General features: G+C 71.2%; 17 protein-coding genes and 1 pseudogene. 12 read left to right on the plus strand and 6 right to left on the minus strand.

From position 1 onward, the window contains the following. The first annotated feature begins 24 nt into the window (after positions 1–24). The 3 genes from ACZ7LY_RS27035 to ACZ7LY_RS27045 all read left to right on the plus strand — a co-directional run bounded on the left by ACZ7LY_RS27035 (position 25) and on the right by ACZ7LY_RS27045 (position 1295). Positions 25–144, plus strand: a complete 120-nt coding sequence (locus tag ACZ7LY_RS27035) for an SGM_5486 family transporter-associated protein (protein WP_471627320.1) — start codon at positions 25–27, stop codon at positions 142–144. 341 nt (positions 145–485) lie between these two features. Further along, positions 486–692, plus strand: coding sequence for a hypothetical protein (locus ACZ7LY_RS27040; protein ID WP_471627321.1), 207 nt, complete (start codon positions 486–488; stop codon positions 690–692). Between the two features lie 84 nt (positions 693–776). Next, the gene (locus ACZ7LY_RS27045; RefSeq protein WP_471627322.1) at positions 777–1295 is read left to right on the plus strand and encodes a SixA phosphatase family protein; all 519 of its coding nucleotides are present in this window, start codon (positions 777–779) and stop codon (positions 1293–1295) included. Between the two features lie 86 nt (positions 1296–1381). Here the strand turns inward: ACZ7LY_RS27045 and serB are convergent, their stop codons facing one another. Beyond that, the gene (gene serB, locus ACZ7LY_RS27050; RefSeq protein WP_471627323.1) at positions 1382–2638 is read right to left on the minus strand and encodes a phosphoserine phosphatase SerB; all 1257 of its coding nucleotides are present in this window, start codon (positions 2636–2638) and stop codon (positions 1382–1384) included. Between the two features lie 433 nt (positions 2639–3071). On the opposite strand from serB, the gene ACZ7LY_RS27055 reads away from it, so the two are divergent. Further along, a complete protein-coding gene (locus ACZ7LY_RS27055; RefSeq protein ID WP_471627324.1) occupies positions 3072–5594 on the plus strand; it encodes an ABC transporter ATP-binding protein/permease in 2523 nt (840 codons plus the stop codon). A 134-nt stretch (positions 5595–5728) separates the two neighbouring features. Here the strand turns inward: ACZ7LY_RS27055 and ACZ7LY_RS27060 are convergent, their stop codons facing one another. Further along, positions 5729–6508, minus strand: a complete 780-nt coding sequence (locus tag ACZ7LY_RS27060; RefSeq protein WP_471627325.1) for a transglycosylase SLT domain-containing protein — start codon at positions 6506–6508, stop codon at positions 5729–5731. Positions 6509–7003: 495 nt separating this feature from the next. On the opposite strand from ACZ7LY_RS27060, the gene ACZ7LY_RS27065 reads away from it, so the two are divergent. From ACZ7LY_RS27065 to ACZ7LY_RS27080, 4 genes are all read left to right on the plus strand, one after another. Then, positions 7004–8149, plus strand: coding sequence for a GAF domain-containing sensor histidine kinase (locus ACZ7LY_RS27065; protein WP_471627326.1), 1146 nt, complete (start codon positions 7004–7006; stop codon positions 8147–8149). Further along, a complete protein-coding gene (locus ACZ7LY_RS27070; protein ID WP_471627327.1) occupies positions 8142–8783 on the plus strand; it encodes a response regulator in 642 nt (213 codons plus the stop codon). The genes ACZ7LY_RS27065 and ACZ7LY_RS27070 overlap by 8 nt, the downstream gene beginning before the upstream one ends. A 184-nt stretch (positions 8784–8967) precedes the next feature. Beyond that, a complete protein-coding gene (locus tag ACZ7LY_RS27075; protein WP_471627328.1) occupies positions 8968–9210 on the plus strand; it encodes a chaplin in 243 nt (80 codons plus the stop codon). A gap of 310 nt (positions 9211–9520) precedes the next feature. Beyond that, entirely contained in the window at positions 9521–9760 is a 240-nt protein-coding gene (locus ACZ7LY_RS27080; RefSeq protein WP_471627329.1) for a chaplin, read from the plus strand. Positions 9761–10169: 409 nt separating this feature from the next. Here ACZ7LY_RS27080 and ACZ7LY_RS27085 read toward each other — a convergent pair whose 3' ends face one another. Next, positions 10170–10958 carry a hypothetical protein gene (locus ACZ7LY_RS27085; RefSeq protein ID WP_471627330.1) on the minus strand — a complete coding sequence of 263 codons (789 nt, stop codon included), beginning with the start codon at positions 10956–10958 and terminating at the stop codon, positions 10170–10172. A 222-nt stretch (positions 10959–11180) separates the two neighbouring features. Here ACZ7LY_RS27085 and ACZ7LY_RS27090 point away from each other — a divergent pair. The 3 genes and pseudogenes from ACZ7LY_RS27090 to ACZ7LY_RS27100 all read left to right on the plus strand — a co-directional run. Further along, a pseudogene (locus ACZ7LY_RS27090) lies at positions 11181–11711 on the plus strand (ABC transporter ATP-binding protein); the annotation flags it as partial. Positions 11712–12054: 343 nt separating this feature from the next. Further along, positions 12055–12486 carry an NfeD family protein gene (locus tag ACZ7LY_RS27095; protein WP_471627331.1) on the plus strand — a complete coding sequence of 144 codons (432 nt, stop codon included), beginning with the start codon at positions 12055–12057 and terminating at the stop codon, positions 12484–12486. A gap of 135 nt (positions 12487–12621) precedes the next feature. Then, entirely contained in the window at positions 12622–13560 is a 939-nt protein-coding gene (locus ACZ7LY_RS27100) for an SPFH domain-containing protein (RefSeq protein WP_471627332.1), read from the plus strand. A 168-nt stretch (positions 13561–13728) separates the two neighbouring features. Here the strand turns inward: ACZ7LY_RS27100 and ACZ7LY_RS27105 are convergent, their stop codons facing one another. The 3 genes from ACZ7LY_RS27105 to ACZ7LY_RS27115 all read right to left on the minus strand — a co-directional run bounded on the left by ACZ7LY_RS27105 (position 13729) and on the right by ACZ7LY_RS27115 (position 15846). Continuing rightward, positions 13729–14241, minus strand: a complete 513-nt coding sequence (locus ACZ7LY_RS27105) for an HNH endonuclease (protein ID WP_471627333.1) — start codon at positions 14239–14241, stop codon at positions 13729–13731. A 165-nt stretch (positions 14242–14406) separates the two neighbouring features. Further along, positions 14407–14958 (minus strand): YbhB/YbcL family Raf kinase inhibitor-like protein, encoded by a 552-nt coding sequence (locus ACZ7LY_RS27110; RefSeq protein ID WP_471627334.1) that lies wholly within the window; start codon positions 14956–14958, stop codon positions 14407–14409. Positions 14959–15063: 105 nt separating this feature from the next. Next, positions 15064–15846, minus strand: coding sequence for a sporulation protein (locus ACZ7LY_RS27115; protein WP_471627335.1), 783 nt, complete (start codon positions 15844–15846; stop codon positions 15064–15066). A 152-nt stretch (positions 15847–15998) separates the two neighbouring features. On the opposite strand from ACZ7LY_RS27115, the gene ACZ7LY_RS27120 reads away from it, so the two are divergent. Continuing rightward, the gene (locus tag ACZ7LY_RS27120; protein WP_471627336.1) at positions 15999–16640 is read left to right on the plus strand and encodes a DNA-3-methyladenine glycosylase; all 642 of its coding nucleotides are present in this window, start codon (positions 15999–16001) and stop codon (positions 16638–16640) included. The last annotated feature ends 347 nt before the right edge of the window (positions 16641–16987 follow it).

Below are 16987 nucleotides of genomic sequence, written 5' to 3' on the forward strand. Positions count from 1 at the left end.
GGGGGCGGGTGCGACACTTGCCGCATGTCGCCTGTGCTCGAACCCAACCCCCAGAACGGCCAGAAGAAGCTTCTTCTCGTCCTCGGCGCGATGCTCGGCATCACCGTCGTGGTGGCCATCGTCGCCACACTCGTCTCCCCCTGAACCACCCGCGGGGCCGGGGTGGGGCTAGGGCGTGTCCGCAAAGTCCCGTCTGCCCCGCGACGCCTGGCACGCACTCTCGCCGCACCGGGCGTAAGGCCGAGTACATCCAGTACGAGGCCTTGCACCCGGCACGCCGAGAGCACGCACCAGACGCCGCGGGGCCGTCCTTCGGACGACGACGGGACTTTGCGGACACGCCCTAGCACCACCTCCCCCTAGGGGGCCAGGCTCAGGGTGAAGTGGGTGGATCGCCGGATGGGCCGCCGCCCGCCGTCTCCGTATCGTCGAAGTGTCGCCAGGAACGGCGGCACCACCGACGACCACGGACCACGGAGGCAGCCATGTCGGCCCCCACGCACCCCCGGACCCGCCCCGCCGCCCGGGCCGGTGTCGGCACCCGGCTGCCCTGGTGGGCGCTCGTGCTGCCCGCCGTCGCCTTCGTGGCGCTCCTGCTGCTGATCCTCGACCCCGCCGACGCCCAGGCCGCCACCCACGACCCCACCATCGCCCACGTCCTGGAACGCGCCCGCGAACTCGTCCTGCGCTGACCCCGCCGGCCGCCCGCGACCCCCGCCGGGCGACCCCGCCAACTCCCTGCGCCCGACCCCCGGTTTCATGCGAAGCTGGGACGCATGAGCGTCGCAGAACCCCGCAGGATTGTCCTTTTCCGGCATGCCAAGGCGGACTGGCCCGAGGTCTCCGATCACGAGCGGCCGCTCGCCGAGCGGGGCCGCCTCGAAGCCCCCGCCGCCGGCCGCAAGCTGACCGACTCGGGCATCGCCCTCGACCTGGCCCTCTGCTCGACCGCCGTCCGCACCCGCGAGACCTGGAAGCTCGCCGTGCAGGAGATGCCCGAGCGCCCCAGGACCGTGTACGAGGAGCGCGTCTACGAAGCGTCCCCCGGCGAGCTGATCGCCCTGCTCAACGAGACCCCGGACGACGTACGTGACCTCGTCCTCGTCGGCCACAACCCGGGCATCCACGGCACCGCCGAGGTCCTGGCCGGCGGCGGCGAGCAGGACGCGGTCGCCCGCATGAAGCGCGGCGGCTTCCCGACCGCCGCGTTCGCCGTGCTCACCTTCACCGGCCCCTGGAAGTCCCTGGAGCCCGGCGCCGCCACGCTCGTCGACTACTGGTCCCCGACCGACTGACCCGCCCCCCCCCGGACACACGCCGGCCCCCGCGCCCGCCCCTCCGGCGGGCCCGGGGGCCGCTCGCTGCGCGCGTCCGGGCGCCGTCAGTCCTCGACGTGCGCGTCGGCCGCCTCGACCTCTTCGCGCGTGATGCCCAGCAGATACAGGACCGTGTCGAGGAACGGTACGTTCACCGCCGTGTGCACCGCCTCGCGGACCACCGGCTTGGCGTTGAAGGCGACCCCAAGACCCGCCGCGTTCAGCATGTCCAGATCGTTCGCGCCGTCGCCGATCGCCACCGTCTGCGCCAGCGGCACCCCCGCCTCCGCCGCGAACCGGCGCAGCAGCCGCGCCTTGCCCGCCCGGTCCACGATCTCCCCGGTGACCTTGCCGGTGAGCTTCCCGTCGACGATCTCCAGCTCGTTGGCCTGCGCGAAATCGAGCCCGAGCCGCTCCCGCAGATCGTCCGTGACCTGCGTGAACCCGCCCGAGACCACACCCACCTGATACCCGAGCCGCTTCAGCGTACGGATCAGCGTGCGGGCGCCGGGCGTCAGCCGCACCTCGCTCCTGACCTTGTCCACGACCGACGCGTCGAGCCCCTCGAGCAGCGCCACGCGCGCGTGCAGCGACTGCTCGAAGTCCAGCTCGCCGCGCATCGCCGCCGCCGTCACCTCCGCGACCTGCGCCTCGCAGCCCGCGTGCGCCGCGAACAGCTCGATGACCTCGTCCTGGATCAGCGTCGAGTCGACGTCCATCACGACGAGCCGCTGCGCCCGCCGGTGCAGCCCCGCGGCGACCACGGCCACGTCCACGCCCTGCCGCGCCGCCTCTATGGCCAGCGCCGTGCGCAGCGCCTCCGTCTCCGTGCCGGACACGGCGAACTCCACGGCGGTCACCGGGTACTTGGCGAGGCGGAAGATACGGTCGATGTTGCCGCCGGTGCCGGTGATGCTGGCCGCTATGGCGGCGGTCGACTCCGAGGTCAGCGGGTGCCCGAGCACCGTGACCAGGGAGCGCCCGAGGCCGCGGGGGCGGTTGTCGCCGGTGCCGGAGATGATCTCGGCCTGCATCCTCATGGACTCCGCCCAGCTGTGGACGGTCGCCCGCAGATCGCCCTCAAGGCCGGGCGGGGGAGCGGTGACGAGGGCGCACAGGACGATCCGGCCGCGGGTGACGACCTGCTCGATGTCCACGACGTCGACGGAGTACGCGGCGAGGGTGTCGAAGAGGCCGGCGGTGATGCCGGGCCTGTCCTTGCCGAAGATCTTCACCAGGAGGGTGGGGACGGCGGCCGGGCCGGAAGGGGTTCCGGGGGTGGCAGGGGCGTCAGCAGGGTGCTGGGGCTGCGAAGCGCTCATGATGGGCCCTACGTTATAGGCCCCCCGCGCCCTGCCGCGGCCCCGGTCCACACCCCGGGACACCCCGGGTCCGTCCGGCACGAGGCCGCCTTCCGGCCGGTGGGGGCTGGTCGCGCAGTTCCCCGCGCCCCTGGAGGGGCGACTGCGTCGCCACCTCCATCGGGGAAGCTGGGGCGAAGCCCCGCTCCCTCAGGGGCGCGGGGAACTGCGCGCTCAGCCACGACGCGAGTCGAGGCCGACGAACCCGCCCGAAGGGGCTGCCACCTCAAAGGGCGCGGGGAACTGTGCCCACCCCGGTGAGTCTTCACAAGGCCCGACGCAAGGGGCGACTTCCGGTCACGGGTGCCTTCCTGGAATAGTTCCTCACGATGTTCGACATCCCTAGACTCCCCATGACGGGGCGCAACACGGGGGACAACTAGTGGGGCATGGAGTGCCTGAACTCGTACTGGAATTGAATGGCAGGACCTGGACGCTAGATCCGTCCCGGTCATACACCCTCGGACGCGATCCGCAGGGCGACATCGCGCTGGACGACGCCAGGGTCTCCTGGCGTCACGCCACGATCAGTTGGACCGGCCGCGGCTGGATGATCGAGGACCACGGCTCGACCAACGGCACCTTCGCGCAGGGGCACCGGATCCACCAGATGGAGATCGGTCCCGGCACCGCGGTGTACCTGGGCAACTCGACGGACGGCCCGAAGGTCACCGTGCAGGGCAGCGCGCAGGCCGCCGCGGTCGCCTCGCCGCACCAGGCGCAGCAGCAGGCCGCGGGCCTCGCCCAGCAGCCGCCGCCGCAGCAACAGCAGCAGGCCGCTCAGGCCGGGTGGGCGCAGCAGCAGACACCGCAGCAGCAGCAGACACCGCAGCCGCAGGCACCGCACCAGCCCATGGGGAAGGTCCCGCAGCAGCAGGGGCCGGGCGGGGTCCCGCCGGTGTACGGGGACCGCAGCCCGACGACGTTCCACCAGCTGGCGCTCGGCCGCGTCATGCGCATCGGCCGTGCCCTGGAGAACGAGCTGGTGGTCTCCGACCTCCAGGTCTCCCGCCACCACGCCGAGTTCCACGCGACGCCCGACGGCCGCTACGAGATCCGCGACCTCGGCTCGCACAACGGCACGTACGTCAACGGTCAGCCGATCGCCAAGGGCGGCACGCAGCTCCTCGGCCCGAACGACATCGTCGGCGTCGGCCACTCGACGTTCCGCCTGGTCGGCGACCGTCTCGAGGAGTTCGTCGACACCGGTGACGTCTCCTTCTCGGCGCGCCACCTCACGGTGACCGTCGACGGCGGCAAGCAGATCCTCAAGGACGTCTCCTTCGGCGTCCCCGAGAAGTCGCTGATCGCCGTCATCGGCCCCTCGGGCTCCGGCAAGTCCACCCTGCTCAAGGCGCTCACCGGCTACCGGCCCGCCAATCAGGGCGACGTCCTCTACGACAACCGGAACCTGTACAAGCAGTTCGCCGAGCTGCGCCAGCGCATCGGTCTGGTCCCGCAGGACGACATCCTGCACAAGGAACTGACCGTCAAGAAGGCGCTCAAGTACGCCGCGAAGCTCCGCTTCCCCGCGGACACCAGCGAGCAGGAGCGCCAGCAGCGCATCGACGAGGTGCTGCGCGAGCTGAAGCTCGACATCCACAAGGAGAAGAAGGTCACCTCCCTCTCCGGTGGCCAGCGCAAGCGCGTCTCCGTCGCCCTGGAGCTGCTGACCAAGCCGTCCCTGATCTTCCTGGACGAGCCCACCTCGGGCCTCGACCCGGGCATGGACCGCGACGTCATGCAGTTGCTGCGCGGCCTGAGCGACGACGGCCGTACGGTCCTCGTCGTCACGCACTCGGTGGCCGAACTGGCGCTGTGCGACAAGCTCCTCGTCATGGCCCCCGGCGGCTCCGTCGCCTACTTCGGGCCGCCGCAGGAAGCGCTCAACTTCTTCGGCTACGAGACATGGGCCGACGTCTTCTCCGCGTTCGAGAACTACCGCGACTACGACTGGGCGGGCCGCTGGAAGGGCTCGCAGCACTACCAGATGTACGCCGCGGACATCGACGCCGTCGCCCCCCAGTCCGTACAGATGCCGCCGCCCGCCGCGGTCAAGCCGCCCAAGCCCCAGCCGTGGGGCGCCCAGCTCATGACGCTGATCCGGCGCTACGTCTCGGTGATCGCGTCCGACAAGGGCTTCCTGGGGCTGATGGTGATCCTGCCGGCGGTCCTCGGCGTCGTCTCCACGGTCATCCCGGCCGACTTCGGCCTCGCGCCGCCCACCCCGCCGTCCCGGTTCAACGGCGACGCGGGCACGATCATGCTGATCCTCGCGGTCGGCATGTGCTTCTCCGGCGCGGCGAACTCGGTCCGCGAGCTGATCAAGGAGCGGGTCATCTACGAGCGTGAACGGGCGACCGGCCTGTCGCGTTCCGCGTACCTGATGTCCAAGGTCATCGTCCTCGGCGTCATCACGGCCATCCAGGGCGTCATCATCTGCACCATCGGCTTCGTCCCCCGGGACCTGCCGAAGGAGGGCCTGCTGATGCCGCCGGCCGTCGAACTGTGCCTGGTGATCATCGCGCTCGGCTTCACGTCGATGATGTTCGGCCTCGTGATCTCCGCGCTGGTGAAGACCGCCGAGAAGACCATGCCGCTGCTCGTCATGTTCGCCATCGTCCAGGTCGTCTTCACCGGCATCCTGTTCAAGGTGTACGGCTCGCCCGGCCTGGAGCAGTTCGCCTGGCTGATGCCCTCGCGCTGGGCCATCGCCGGCAGCGGCGCCACCCTGGACCTCGCGCACCTGATGCCGCCGTGGGACCAGAAGAACCCGACCGATCTCGACCCGCTGTGGGAGCACTCGGTCAGCCAGTGGGGCATCAACCTCACCGTGCTGCTCGCCCTCGGCGTCGTCTGCGGCTTCGCCGTGGCGCGGCTGCTGCGCCGCCACGAGCCCGAAGTCATGCGCAAGTGATCCGACGCGTACGGGCACATGAAGCGCGTACGCGCACATGAAGAAGGGCGGCACCCGACGGGTGCCGCCCTTCTTCTATCTGCCCGTACGCGGGCTCAGCGAGCGCTGGGACCCTGAGGTCCCGTCAAAGGGTCTCAGTACGCGCTGTTGACGTTGTCGATCGAGCCGTACGTGGCGGCCGCGTAGTTGGCGGCGGCGGTGATGTTGGCGACCGGGTCGTAGATGTTCGACGACGTGCCGTCCACGTGGTACGTGTCGAACGTCGGCTGGATGATCTGGAGCAGGCCGATGGAGGGCGTGCCGTTCTGGGCGTTGATGTCCCAGCCGTTGATCGCGTTCGGGTTGCCGGTCGACTCGCGCATGATGTTGCGGTGCAGGCCGTCGTAGCTGCCCGGGATGCCCTTGGCCTTCATGATGTCCAGGGACTGGCGGATCCAGCCGTCCAGGTTGTTGGCGTAGACGGGCTTGCGGGCGGCGGCGCGGGAGGCGGCCTCGCGGGCGTCGCGCTCCTGCTTCGCCTTCGCGTCGGCCTCGGCCTTCGCGCGGGCGTCGGCGTCCGCCTTCGCCTTCGCGGCGGCGTCGGCCTTGGCCTTCGCGTCGGCCTGCGCCTTGGCGTCGGCCTGGGCCTTGGCGTTCTGCTCGGCCTTCAGCTTGTCGGCGGCGGCCTTGGCCTTCTCCGACGCGGCGGCCTGCTGGTCGGTGACGCTCGCGTGCACGTCCTGGATCTGCTGCGTGCCCGCCGCCGTCGGGTAGGCGACGTGCGCGGCGGCGACCGTCTCGGCCTGCGCCTGGGTGTCGTGGCCGGGCACCAGCGTCACCGCGAGGGCGGCCGCGCCGAGGGCGGCGACACCGGCCATGGAGACCTTGTGGACGCGGGTGAGCTGACTATGGCCGAAGGAACTGAGCTTGGACATGGGAGACGGGGACCTCTCGGGTGACGTTTGGGACTCTGTCGCCCTGGGTAAGCCGTGTCGGCGTCAGGCAACGACGGCAATTCTTAGCGGCCGCAAAATTCCGTGGCAAAGGTGTGACGTACGAAGCCGGATAGTGGGCGTCCGTCCCGCGAGAACCGGCGTAGTGCCCCCACCCGTCCCCCCGCCCGTACGCAGCCACGGCACGGCCGACGCCCCGTCATCCACTAGCGCCCTTCGTACGTGACCTGCGCCCTATGCCCGGGCTCACACGCCCCGCCCCCCGAGGTGACTGCCAGTTGCGATAGCAACTCTCTCCGTGTGCGGCCCGACGGAACCGGCACGGCCGGGGGACAGCACCGGACCCGGTCAGGGGACAGCACCGGAAACGGCCGGGGGCCGGCATCGGCACCGGACCGACGCCCTAGGTCCTCGGACCCAGGCCCACCCGCCGTACGCCCGATACGCCCCGCCGCCGCCCGCCGGTACCGTGAACGCATGAGCCAAGGCCCCCGCACGGGACTCGCCGCGGTGAGCGCCGCGCTCCTGGCGATGACCAGGCACCTTGAGGTCCGCGACGTCCTCAAGACGATCGTCGCCTCCGCCCGCGACCTGCTCGACGCCGAGTACGCGGCCCTCGGCGTACCCGACGACCACGGCGGCTTCGCCCAGTTCGTCGTGGACGGCGTCAGCGAGGACCAGTGGAAGGCCATCGGCCCGCTGCCCCGCCAGCACGGCATCCTCGCGGCGATGCTCAAGGAGGCCCGCACCGAACGCCTCGCCGACGTCCGCGAGGACTCCCGCTTCGAGGGCTGGCCCGCCGCCCACCCCGAGATGTCCGACTTCCTCGGCCTGCCCGTCAAGGACGGCGACGAGACGATCGGCGCCCTCTTCCTCGCCAACAAGCGCTGCCCCAAGCCGGAGGGCGGCTGCGGCTTCACCGCCGACGACGAGGAACTGCTGCGCATCCTCGCCCAGCACGCCGCCATCGCCCTCACCAACGCCCGCCTCTACGAGCGCAGCCGCGAACTGACCATCGCCGAGGAACGCTCCCGCCTCGCCCACGAACTGCACGACGCCGTCAGCCAGAAACTCTTCTCGCTGCGCCTGACCGCCCAGGCCGCCGCCACCCTCGTGGACCGCGACCCCTCCCGCGCCAAGGGCGAGCTCCAGCACGTCGCGGAACTGGCGGCCGAGGCCGCCGACGAACTGCGCGCCGCCGTCGTCGAACTGCGCCCCGCAGGTCTCGACGACGACGGCCTCGTCGCCACCCTGCGCAACCAGGTACGGGTCCTCGACCGCGCCCACACCGCCGATGTCTCCTTCGTCGCGGGCGGCATCCGGGCCCTGCCCGCCGCCCAGGAGGAGGCCCTGCTGCGCGTCGCCCAGGAGGCCCTGCACAACGCGCTGCGCCACTCCGGCGCCGCCGCCGTCACCGTCGCCCTCGACAAGCGCGGTGCGGGCGCGGTCCTGCGCGTCGCCGACGACGGCGCGGGCTTCGACCCGCAGGCCGTCCGCCGCGCCGGCCGCCACCTCGGCCTCGTCTCCATGCGCGACCGCGCGAGCGGCGTCGGCGGCCGGCTCACCGTCCAGTCCGAGCCCGGCAAGGGCACCACGATCGAGATGGAGGTACCCGGTGGCTGACGCGATCAAGGTGCTGCTCGTCGACGACCACCAGGTCGTCCGCCGGGGACTGCGTACGTTCCTGGAGGTGCAGGACGACATCGAGGTCGTCGGCGAGGCGGCCGACGGCGCCGAAGGGGTCGAGCGAGCCGAGGAACTGCGGCCCGACGTCGTCCTGATGGACGTCAAGATGCCCGGCATGGACGGCGTCGACGCCCTGCGCCGGCTGCGCGAGGCGGGCAACGCCGCCAAGGTCCTCATCGTCACGAGCTTCACCGAGCAGCGCACGGTGGTCCCCGCGCTGCGCGCCGGAGCGGCGGGCTACGTCTACAAGGACGTCGACCCGGACGCGCTCGCCGGCGCGATCCGCTCGGTCCACGCGGGCCACATCCTGCTCCAGCCCGAGGTGGCGGGCGCCCTGCTCTCCCAGGACGTGGGCGGCGGGGGACAGGGGCGCGGCGGCTCGCTCACCGACCGGGAGCGCGAGGTGCTCGGGCTGATCGCGGACGGGCGCTCCAACCGCGAGATAGCCCGCGCCCTCGTCCTCTCCGAGAAGACCGTCAAGACGCACGTCTCCAACATCCTCATGAAGCTCGACCTCGCGGACCGCACCCAGGCCGCGCTCTGGGCGGTCCGCCACGGCATCGCGGGCTGACCCCGCGCCCGCGCCGGGCGCACTCCGGCGCACTACTGCACGCGCCGGCGGAAGGTTGCACTCCGGTCTGAGATTCATACTGTCGTGTGGACGTCCCCCGTACGGCGTATCCCGGCGAGGGTGCTCGCGTTCTCCAGTGCGTGTCGCGGCGGCTGGCCGCGGCCATCGCTAGGAGGACCAAGAAGTGAAGAACATGAAGAAGGCCGCTGCCGTCAGCCTCGTCGCCGGTGGTCTCGTCGTCGCCGGTGCGGGCCTGGCCTCCGCCACGGACGCGCACGCGGACGGCAAGGCGCTGCACTCCCCGGGCGTCGTCTCGGGCAACCTGATCCAGGCCCCGATCCACATCCCGGTCAACGCCGTGGGCAACTCGGTCAACGTGATCGGCGTGCTCAACCCGGCCTTCGGCAACGCCGGCCTCAACCGCTGATCCGTCCGGACCCCGGCCCCGCGGTCCAGGCGACGGCGACTCGGCCGCCGGGCCCGTCCGGCGCGCGATCACGGCCCCTCGGGTACACCCGGGGGGCCGCTCGCATGCCCGGCTCCGGCCGTCCCGTACGCCGGTACGGCACTCGCACACCAGCCCGATCAATCGATCGGATCTTCGTGTCCTTGATCCAACAATTGAGCCGAACGAGGGCATCGGGCCCGGCACCCGTGTCGCGGCCGGAACCCGTGCGTTGCCCAGCGTGCGGCCCCGTCACCGGGGCCGGATCGCCGATTCTGGAGGAATTTCTCTCATGAGCATTGCCAAGAAGGCCGCCCTGACCATCGCCGTGGCGGGCATCGCCGCCGGCGCGTCCGCCGGTGCCGCCTTCGCGGACGCCGGTGCGGAGGGCGCCGCCGTGGGTTCCCCCGGCGTCATCTCCGGCAACCAGGCCCAGGTCCCGGTCCACGTCCCCGTGAACCTCTCGGGCAACTCGGTCAACGTCATCGGCCTGCTGAACCCGGCGTTCGGCAACACCGCGGCGAACCTCTGACACCAGGGCACGCCCCCGAAGGCCCCTCCCGGACACCGGAGAGGGGCCTTCCCCTTACAACCCCGGCAGCCCCGCAAGGGGCGCGGGGAACTGCGCGCTCAGCCACGGCACACGCCGCACCCGAAGAACCACCACCCCGCACCCCGGCGCTCACCGGCCAGGCCCGCCCCGGTACTGGCAGCCCCGTAAGGGGCGCGGGGAACTGCGCGCTCAGCCACGACGCACGCCGCACCCGAAGAACCACCGCCCCCACCCCGGCGCTCACCGGCCAGGCCCGCCCCGGTACTGGCAGCCCCGCAAGGGGCGCGGGGAACTGCGCGCCCAGCCACGGCACACGCCGCACCCGAAGAACCACCACCCCGCACCCCCGGCGCTCACAACACCCCCGGCACTAACCCCGCCCCCGGCGCTACAGCGCCCCCCGCTCACGTTCCTCCACGAACGCGTTGTACGCCGCCACCAGCGCCCGCCGGGCCGTCCGCTCCACCGGCTGGAGCGCCACCGCCCGCGCCCCCATCTCCGACGCGCTCACCGCACCCCCGTGCCCGTTCTCGTACGCCACGGAGATCAGCAGCCCGACCCGCTGCGCCAGCTCCAGCACCCGTACCGCCCGCGGCGGATACCCCGGGGCCAGCGCCTCGCGCCCCTGTTCGGCCCGCGCCCGGTACGCGTCCACCGCCGCCTCGGCGACCGGCCCCGAGCCGGCGACGTCCAGCCGCGTCAGCACCTCCGTCGCCTCGCGCAGCGCCTCCGCCAGCTCCCGCTCGGCCTCACCCAGCGACGGCACGTCCGCCGGCGGCGCCTCCCGCACCGGCAGGCAGTGCCAGACCACCTCCACGTGCACATCGCCCTCGGGCCCCGCCTCGTACACCTCAGGTACGAGCCCGAGCGCCGCCCCGAGGCAGACGACCGCCTCCTCCGCCTCCAGCGCCCGCGCGTTGAACTCCGGCGGCCCGCTCAGCCCCAGCGGATGCCCCGGCGCGGGCAGCGCCACCCGCAGGCCCCGCACCCCGAGCGCCCGCAGCCGCCCGAGCGCCAGCGTCAGCCCGACCGGGCCCGTCTCCCCGGGAATCCCCTCGACCCGGTGCACGGCGTCCTCGCCGACGATGGCGAGGACCGCGTCATCCGGTGCGACAAACCCGCCCAACAGGGCATTTCCCCATGCGGCCAGACGTCCAGAGCGCGGTTCCGAAAGCATGCGCCCCAGCCTAGGCCGTACCCGCGAGACCCCCGGCCCCCGCCGAAGACGCCCACGACACCCGCCGAACATGCCCCGCCCCACCCCAAAAACCCGGCCGATGGAAGGGCCACCCGGCCCGGTGGCGTAGGTTTTCCCTGGGGGCTGCGTCCGCGACGAAAAAGCCGAACCTGTACGGACGCACGCGAGACTGCCGAGACTGCAATGGGAGACAACGCGCTCATGAGCGATGTACTGGAGCTGGAGGACGTATCCGTGGTCCGCGAGGGCCGGGCTCTGGTGGAGCACGTCTCGTGGTCCGTGAAGGAGGGCGAGCGCTGGGTCATCCTCGGCCCCAACGGCGCGGGCAAGACCACCCTCCTGAACGTCGCCTCCAGCTACCTCTTCCCGAGCCAGGGCACCGCCACCATCCTCGGCGAGGCCCTCGGCAGGCCCGGCACGGACGTGTTCGACCTGCGCCCGCGCATCGGCGTCGCCGGCATGGCCCTCGCCGAGAAGCTGCCCAAGCGCCAGACCGTCCTGCAGACCGTGCTCACCGCCGCCTACGGCATGACCGCCGGGTGGCAGGAGAGCTACGAGGACGTCGACGAGCAGCGCGCCCGCGCCTTCCTCGACCGCCTCGGCATGAGCGAGTACCTGGACCGCAAGTTCGGCACGCTCTCGGAGGGCGAGCGCAAGCGCACCCTCATCGCCCGCGCCCTGATGACCGACCCCGAGCTGCTGCTCCTCGACGAGCCCGCCGCCGGCCTCGACCTCGGCGGCCGAGAAGACCTCGTCCGGCGCCTCGGCCGCCTGGCCCGCGACCCCATCGCCCCGTCGATGATCATGGTCACGCACCACGTCGAGGAGATCGCCCCGGGCTTCACCCACGTCCTGATGATCCGCCAGGGCGAGGTCCTCACCGCAGGCCCGCTGGAGCTGGAGCTGACCTCCCGCAACCTCTCGCGCTGCTTCGGCCTCCCGCTCGTCGTCGAGCAGCGCGGCGACCGCTGGACCGCCACCGGCCTCCCGCTGAGCTGACCACCCCGCCACCGCGGCGGACAGGGCGGCCATCGCGCCCTGTCCGCACGGCCCCTCGTCGCCCTACCATGACCATGTGGCAGACATCGACGCATGGGTGTGGTGGCTGATCGGCGCGGCCGCACTGGGAATCCCGCTCGTCATCACCGCCATGCCCGAATTCGGCATGCTGGCGGCGGGCGCCGCGGCCGGCGCCGTGACCGCGGGCCTCGGCGGCGGCCTGGTCCTCCAGGTCCTCGTCTTCGCCGTCGTCTCCTGCGCGCTCATCGTCGTCGTACGTCCCATCGCCACCCGCCACCGCTCCCAGCAGCCGCACCTGGCCACCGGGATCGACGCGCTCAAGGGACGGCAGGCCGTCGTCGTCGAGCGCGTGGACGGCAGCGGCGGGAGAATCAAACTGGCGGGGGAGATCTGGTCGGCCCGCACCCTCGACGGCGACGCCGCGTACGAGCCGGGCAGACAGGTCGACGTCGTCGACATCGAAGGAGCCACGGCGATCGTCATGTGACCCTCCGCGACCTCGCCATCTGGCGCGAACTCGCCACGTCAGCCCAGGCGTTCTGACAGACTCGACGCGCAAGATCCAAGTTACTCCGGCCACCGGCGCCGGACCGACGACGGCACGAAGGGCACAGGAGACGCGATGTCAGCGATCATCATCGTCCTGATCATTCTGGTGGTGTTGGTCTTCATCGCCCTGATCAAGACCATCCAGGTCATCCCGCAGGCCAGCGCCGCCATCGTGGAGCGCTTCGGCCGCTACACCCGCACGCTGAACGCCGGGCTGAACATCGTCGTCCCGTTCATCGACTCGATCCGCAACCGCATCGACCTGCGCGAACAGGTCGTCCCGTTCCCGCCGCAGCCGGTGATCACGCAGGACAACCTCGTCGTCAACATCGACACGGTGATCTACTACCAGGTCACCGACGCGCGCGCCGCCACGTACGAGGTCGCCAGCTACATCCAGGCCATCGAGCAGCTCACCGTCACCACGCTGCGCAACATCATCGGCGGCATGGACCTGGAGCGCACCCTCACCTCCCGCGAGGAGATCAACGCGGCACTGCGCGGCGTCCTCGACGAGGCCACCGGCAAGTGGGGCATCCGCGTCAACCGCGTCGAACTGAAGGCCATCGAGCCGCCCACCTCCATCCAGGACTCGATGGAGAAGCAGATGCGCGCCGACCGCGACAAGCGCGCCGCGATCCTCACCGCCGAAGGCATCCGCCAGTCCCAGATCCTCACCGCCGAGGGTGAGAAGCAGTCGGCGATCCTGCGGGCCGAGGGTGAGGCCAAGGCCGCCGCGCTGCGCGCCGAGGGCGAGGCCCAGGCCATCCGCACGGTCTTCGAGTCCATCCACGCCGGCGACCCGGACCAGAAGCTCCTGTCGTACCAGTACCTCCAGATGCTCCCCAAGATCGCCGAGGGCGACGCGAACAAGCTCTGGATCGTCCCCAGCGAGATCGGCGACGCCCTCAAGGGCCTCTCCGGCGCCATCGGCAACTTCGGCCCCATGGGCGGCGCCCCGTCCGCCCCGCCGGCCGCCAAGGAGCGCCGCGAGCAGCCCCCCATCGACTGACGCCACCCCGCACCGCACACGACAGGGCCCGCCGGCCTCCTCGAAGACCGGCGGGCCCTGTCACATGTCCGAAGGCGCCGCCTCCACGCCCGTACGCCCATCACCACAGCCGTACGTCATTGCTGTCGTACGTCACCACAGCCGTACGTCACTGCCGTCGCCCGGCGCTCACGCGGCGACGGCCTCCCCGACCAGCCAGCGCGGCAGCTCGTCGCGGCCGCCCGCGCTCAGCGACAGCAGCATGGCGTCGGCGGGCGTCGGCTCGAACGGCTCCCGCAGCAGCGGCATCCCCGCCTGCTCGGGCGTCCGGTCGGCCTTGCGGTGATTGTCCTCGGCACAGGACGCCACCGTGTTCAGCCAGGAGTCCGCGCCGCCCTGCGACCGGGGCACGACGTGGTCCACGGTCGTCGCCCGCCGCCCGCAGTACGCGCACCGGTGCTGGTCCCGCACCAGTACGCCCCGCCGCGACCACGGCGCGCGTCTTCGGAACGGCACCCGTACGTAACGGCACAGCCTGATCACCCGGGGGACCGGTATGTCGATCGCGGCGCCGCGCATCCGCAGCTCGGGGTGGGCCTGCTCGACGACGGCCTTGTCCTGGAGCACCAGCACGACGGCCCGGTTCAGCGTCACCGTCGAAAGCGGCTCGAAGCTCGCGTTCAGCACCAGTGTGTCCCGCATCCTGCCCACCTCCCGTACGCAGCGGATCACCCCTCGGCGTCCGTGCGTCAACTCTGGCCGTGCACGCCGAGATGGACAACGCAATAAAAAACTGCCCGCCCCTGATCAATTCCAAGACCAGGGGCGGGCAAACGTTCCGTGAACGCTTCGGCCGTGAATCGCCCGCTACGCCGGCTGATCCTCGGCGGGAGCCGCGTACTCGGCGATGACCTGAGCCCGCGCCAGCGTGTGGAAACGCAGATTGAACCCGACGACCGCCGGGGTGGCGTCGGAGTCAGGACCGAGCTTCTCCTGGTCCACCGCGTACACGGTGAACACATAGCGGTGCGCCGGGTCCCCGGGCGGCGGCGCCGCGCCACCGAACTCCTTCGCCCCGTAGTCGTTGCGCACCTGCACGGCACCCTCGGGCAGCCCCGCGAACGAGCCGCTGCCGGCCCCGGCGGGCAGCTCGGTCACCGACGCCGGGATGTCGAACACGGACCAGTGCCAGAAGCCGCTGCCCGTCGGCGCGTCCGGGTCGAAGCACGTCACGGCGAAGCTCTTGGTCTCCGCCGGGAAGCCCTCCCACCGCAGCTGCGGCGAGGTGTTCCCGGCCGCCTGGACCTGAGCGTCCTTGAGTACCCCACCCGGCTCGAAGTCCTCGCTCACGACGGTGAACGACGGCACCTGCGGATGAAAGTCATGCGGCAGCGGCGCCCGCTCGGGCTGCTCGGTCACGACGACACCTCCTGGTTGTACGGAGTTCTGCGGACGAGGACCGGATCGCACGGCACCCGCGACATGCGAGTACGACAGATCCGTCCTCCTGAAACCCTAGAGCCCCTAGAACCAGTTCCGCTTGCTGCCGACCTCCGACAGCCACTGGTGCAGATACGCCGCCCAGTCCGTGCCCTGGAAGTCGTGGTGCCCGACCACGAACGACCGGAACGTGTCGCTTCCCTCGCTGAACAGACCCGCCTTCTTGTCCATCTCCAGGACGACGTCCATCTCCCGGCTGTCGGCGACGAAGCTCAGCTCCACCTGGTTCAGCCCGCGGTACTGCTGCGGCGGGAAGAACTCGACCTCCTGGTAGAACGGCAGCGTCTGCCGCGTCCCCCTGATGTGCCCGCGCTCCATGTCGGCGCTCTTGAACCGGAACCCGAGGTGGATGAACGCGTCGAGGAGCGCCTGCTGCGACGGCAGCGGATGCACGTTGATCGGGTCCAGGTCGCCGGAGTCCACGGCCCGCGCGATCTCCAGCTCGGTGCTCACCCCGATGTTCATTCCGCGCAGCGCCTGCCCGTCGATCATCGTGACCGGCGTCTCCCACGGGATCTCAAGACCGAACGGCACCGCGTGCACCGCCCCGGCCCGCAGCTCGAACGCGCCGCCGAGCCGCACCTTGTTGAACTCGATGTCCTGCTTGTACTCGTTGTCGCCGCTCTCCACCTCGACCCGCGCCTGGAGCCCGACCGACAGGCCCTCGATCGACTGGTCGACGGACCCGCCCTGGATGCGCACCTCACCCTGGACCACACCACCGGGCACGACGTTCGTCTCGGTGAGCACGGTCTCCACCGACGCCCCACCCGCACCAAGACTCGCCATCAGCCGCTTGAACCCCATGGACCCGCTCTCCTCCGTAGATGACCTGTGAACCGCGAACCGCGACGCCGGGCACCGCGCGCCCCGGCCGGCACTGCTGACTACAAACGCCGGGAGCGCCCGCCCGGTTCCGCGTGTGCTCCCGCCGTCCGGTGCCGTTACCCTCGGACGGCATGATCGCGGCCCCTGACCGTAAGCCCCTCGCCCGGGAGTTCTTCGACCGACCCGTACTGGAGGTCGCCCCCGACCTCCTGGGCCGCACGCTCGTACGCCACACCCCTGACGGCCCGATAGAACTCCGCATCACGGAGGTCGAGGCGTACGACGGCCAGAACGACCCCGGCTCCCACGCCTTCCGCGGCCGGACCCCGCGCAACGACGTGATGTTCGGCCCGCCAGGACACGTGTACGTCTACTTCACGTACGGCATGTGGCACTGCATGAACCTGGTGTGCGGCCCCGAAGGACGGGCGAGCGCCGTGCTGCTGCGCGCCGGCGAGATCACCGAGGGCGCCGAACTGGCCCGCACCCGACGCCTCTCGGCCCGCAATGACAAGGAACTGGCCAAGGGCCCGGCCCGGCTGGCGACCGCCCTCGGCGTGGACCGCGGACTCGACGGCACGGACGCCTGCGCCCGCGAGGCGACGGCACTGACGGTCCTCGAAGGCACGCCCGTCCGCCCCGACCAGGTGCGCAACGGCCCGCGTACGGGGGTGTCAGGTGAAGGGGGCGTCCACCCTTGGCGCTTCTGGATCGCGGACGACCCGACGGTCAGCCCGTACCGTGCCCACACCCCGCGCAAACGTCGGACTTGACGCGGCCCTACGGGACCCGTAATGTGGCCCGAGCCGCTTGACCCGGGTACGGCGTTCCGCCTGCAGCCGGAAGCGGCCAAACCACTACTAGCACTTCCCTCGCCGGGGCTTCTTCTGCATGTCCGCATGCCGAAATTCAATCCCGCGAAACTCGATTATGAGTTACCGAGGAAATCCGCTAACGTAGTGAACGCGCCGAAAGGCAGAGGCCCTCCAGCGGCCACCGGAAAAGAAATCCGAACCGGAAACGGGACGGAAAACGGATCTGGTAAGGTTGGAAACGCAAGACCGAAGGGAAGCGCCCGGAGGAAAGCCCGAGAGGGTGAGTACAAAGGAAGCGTCCGTTC

This window comes from Streptomyces sp. NPDC107550 (assembly GCF_055639095.1).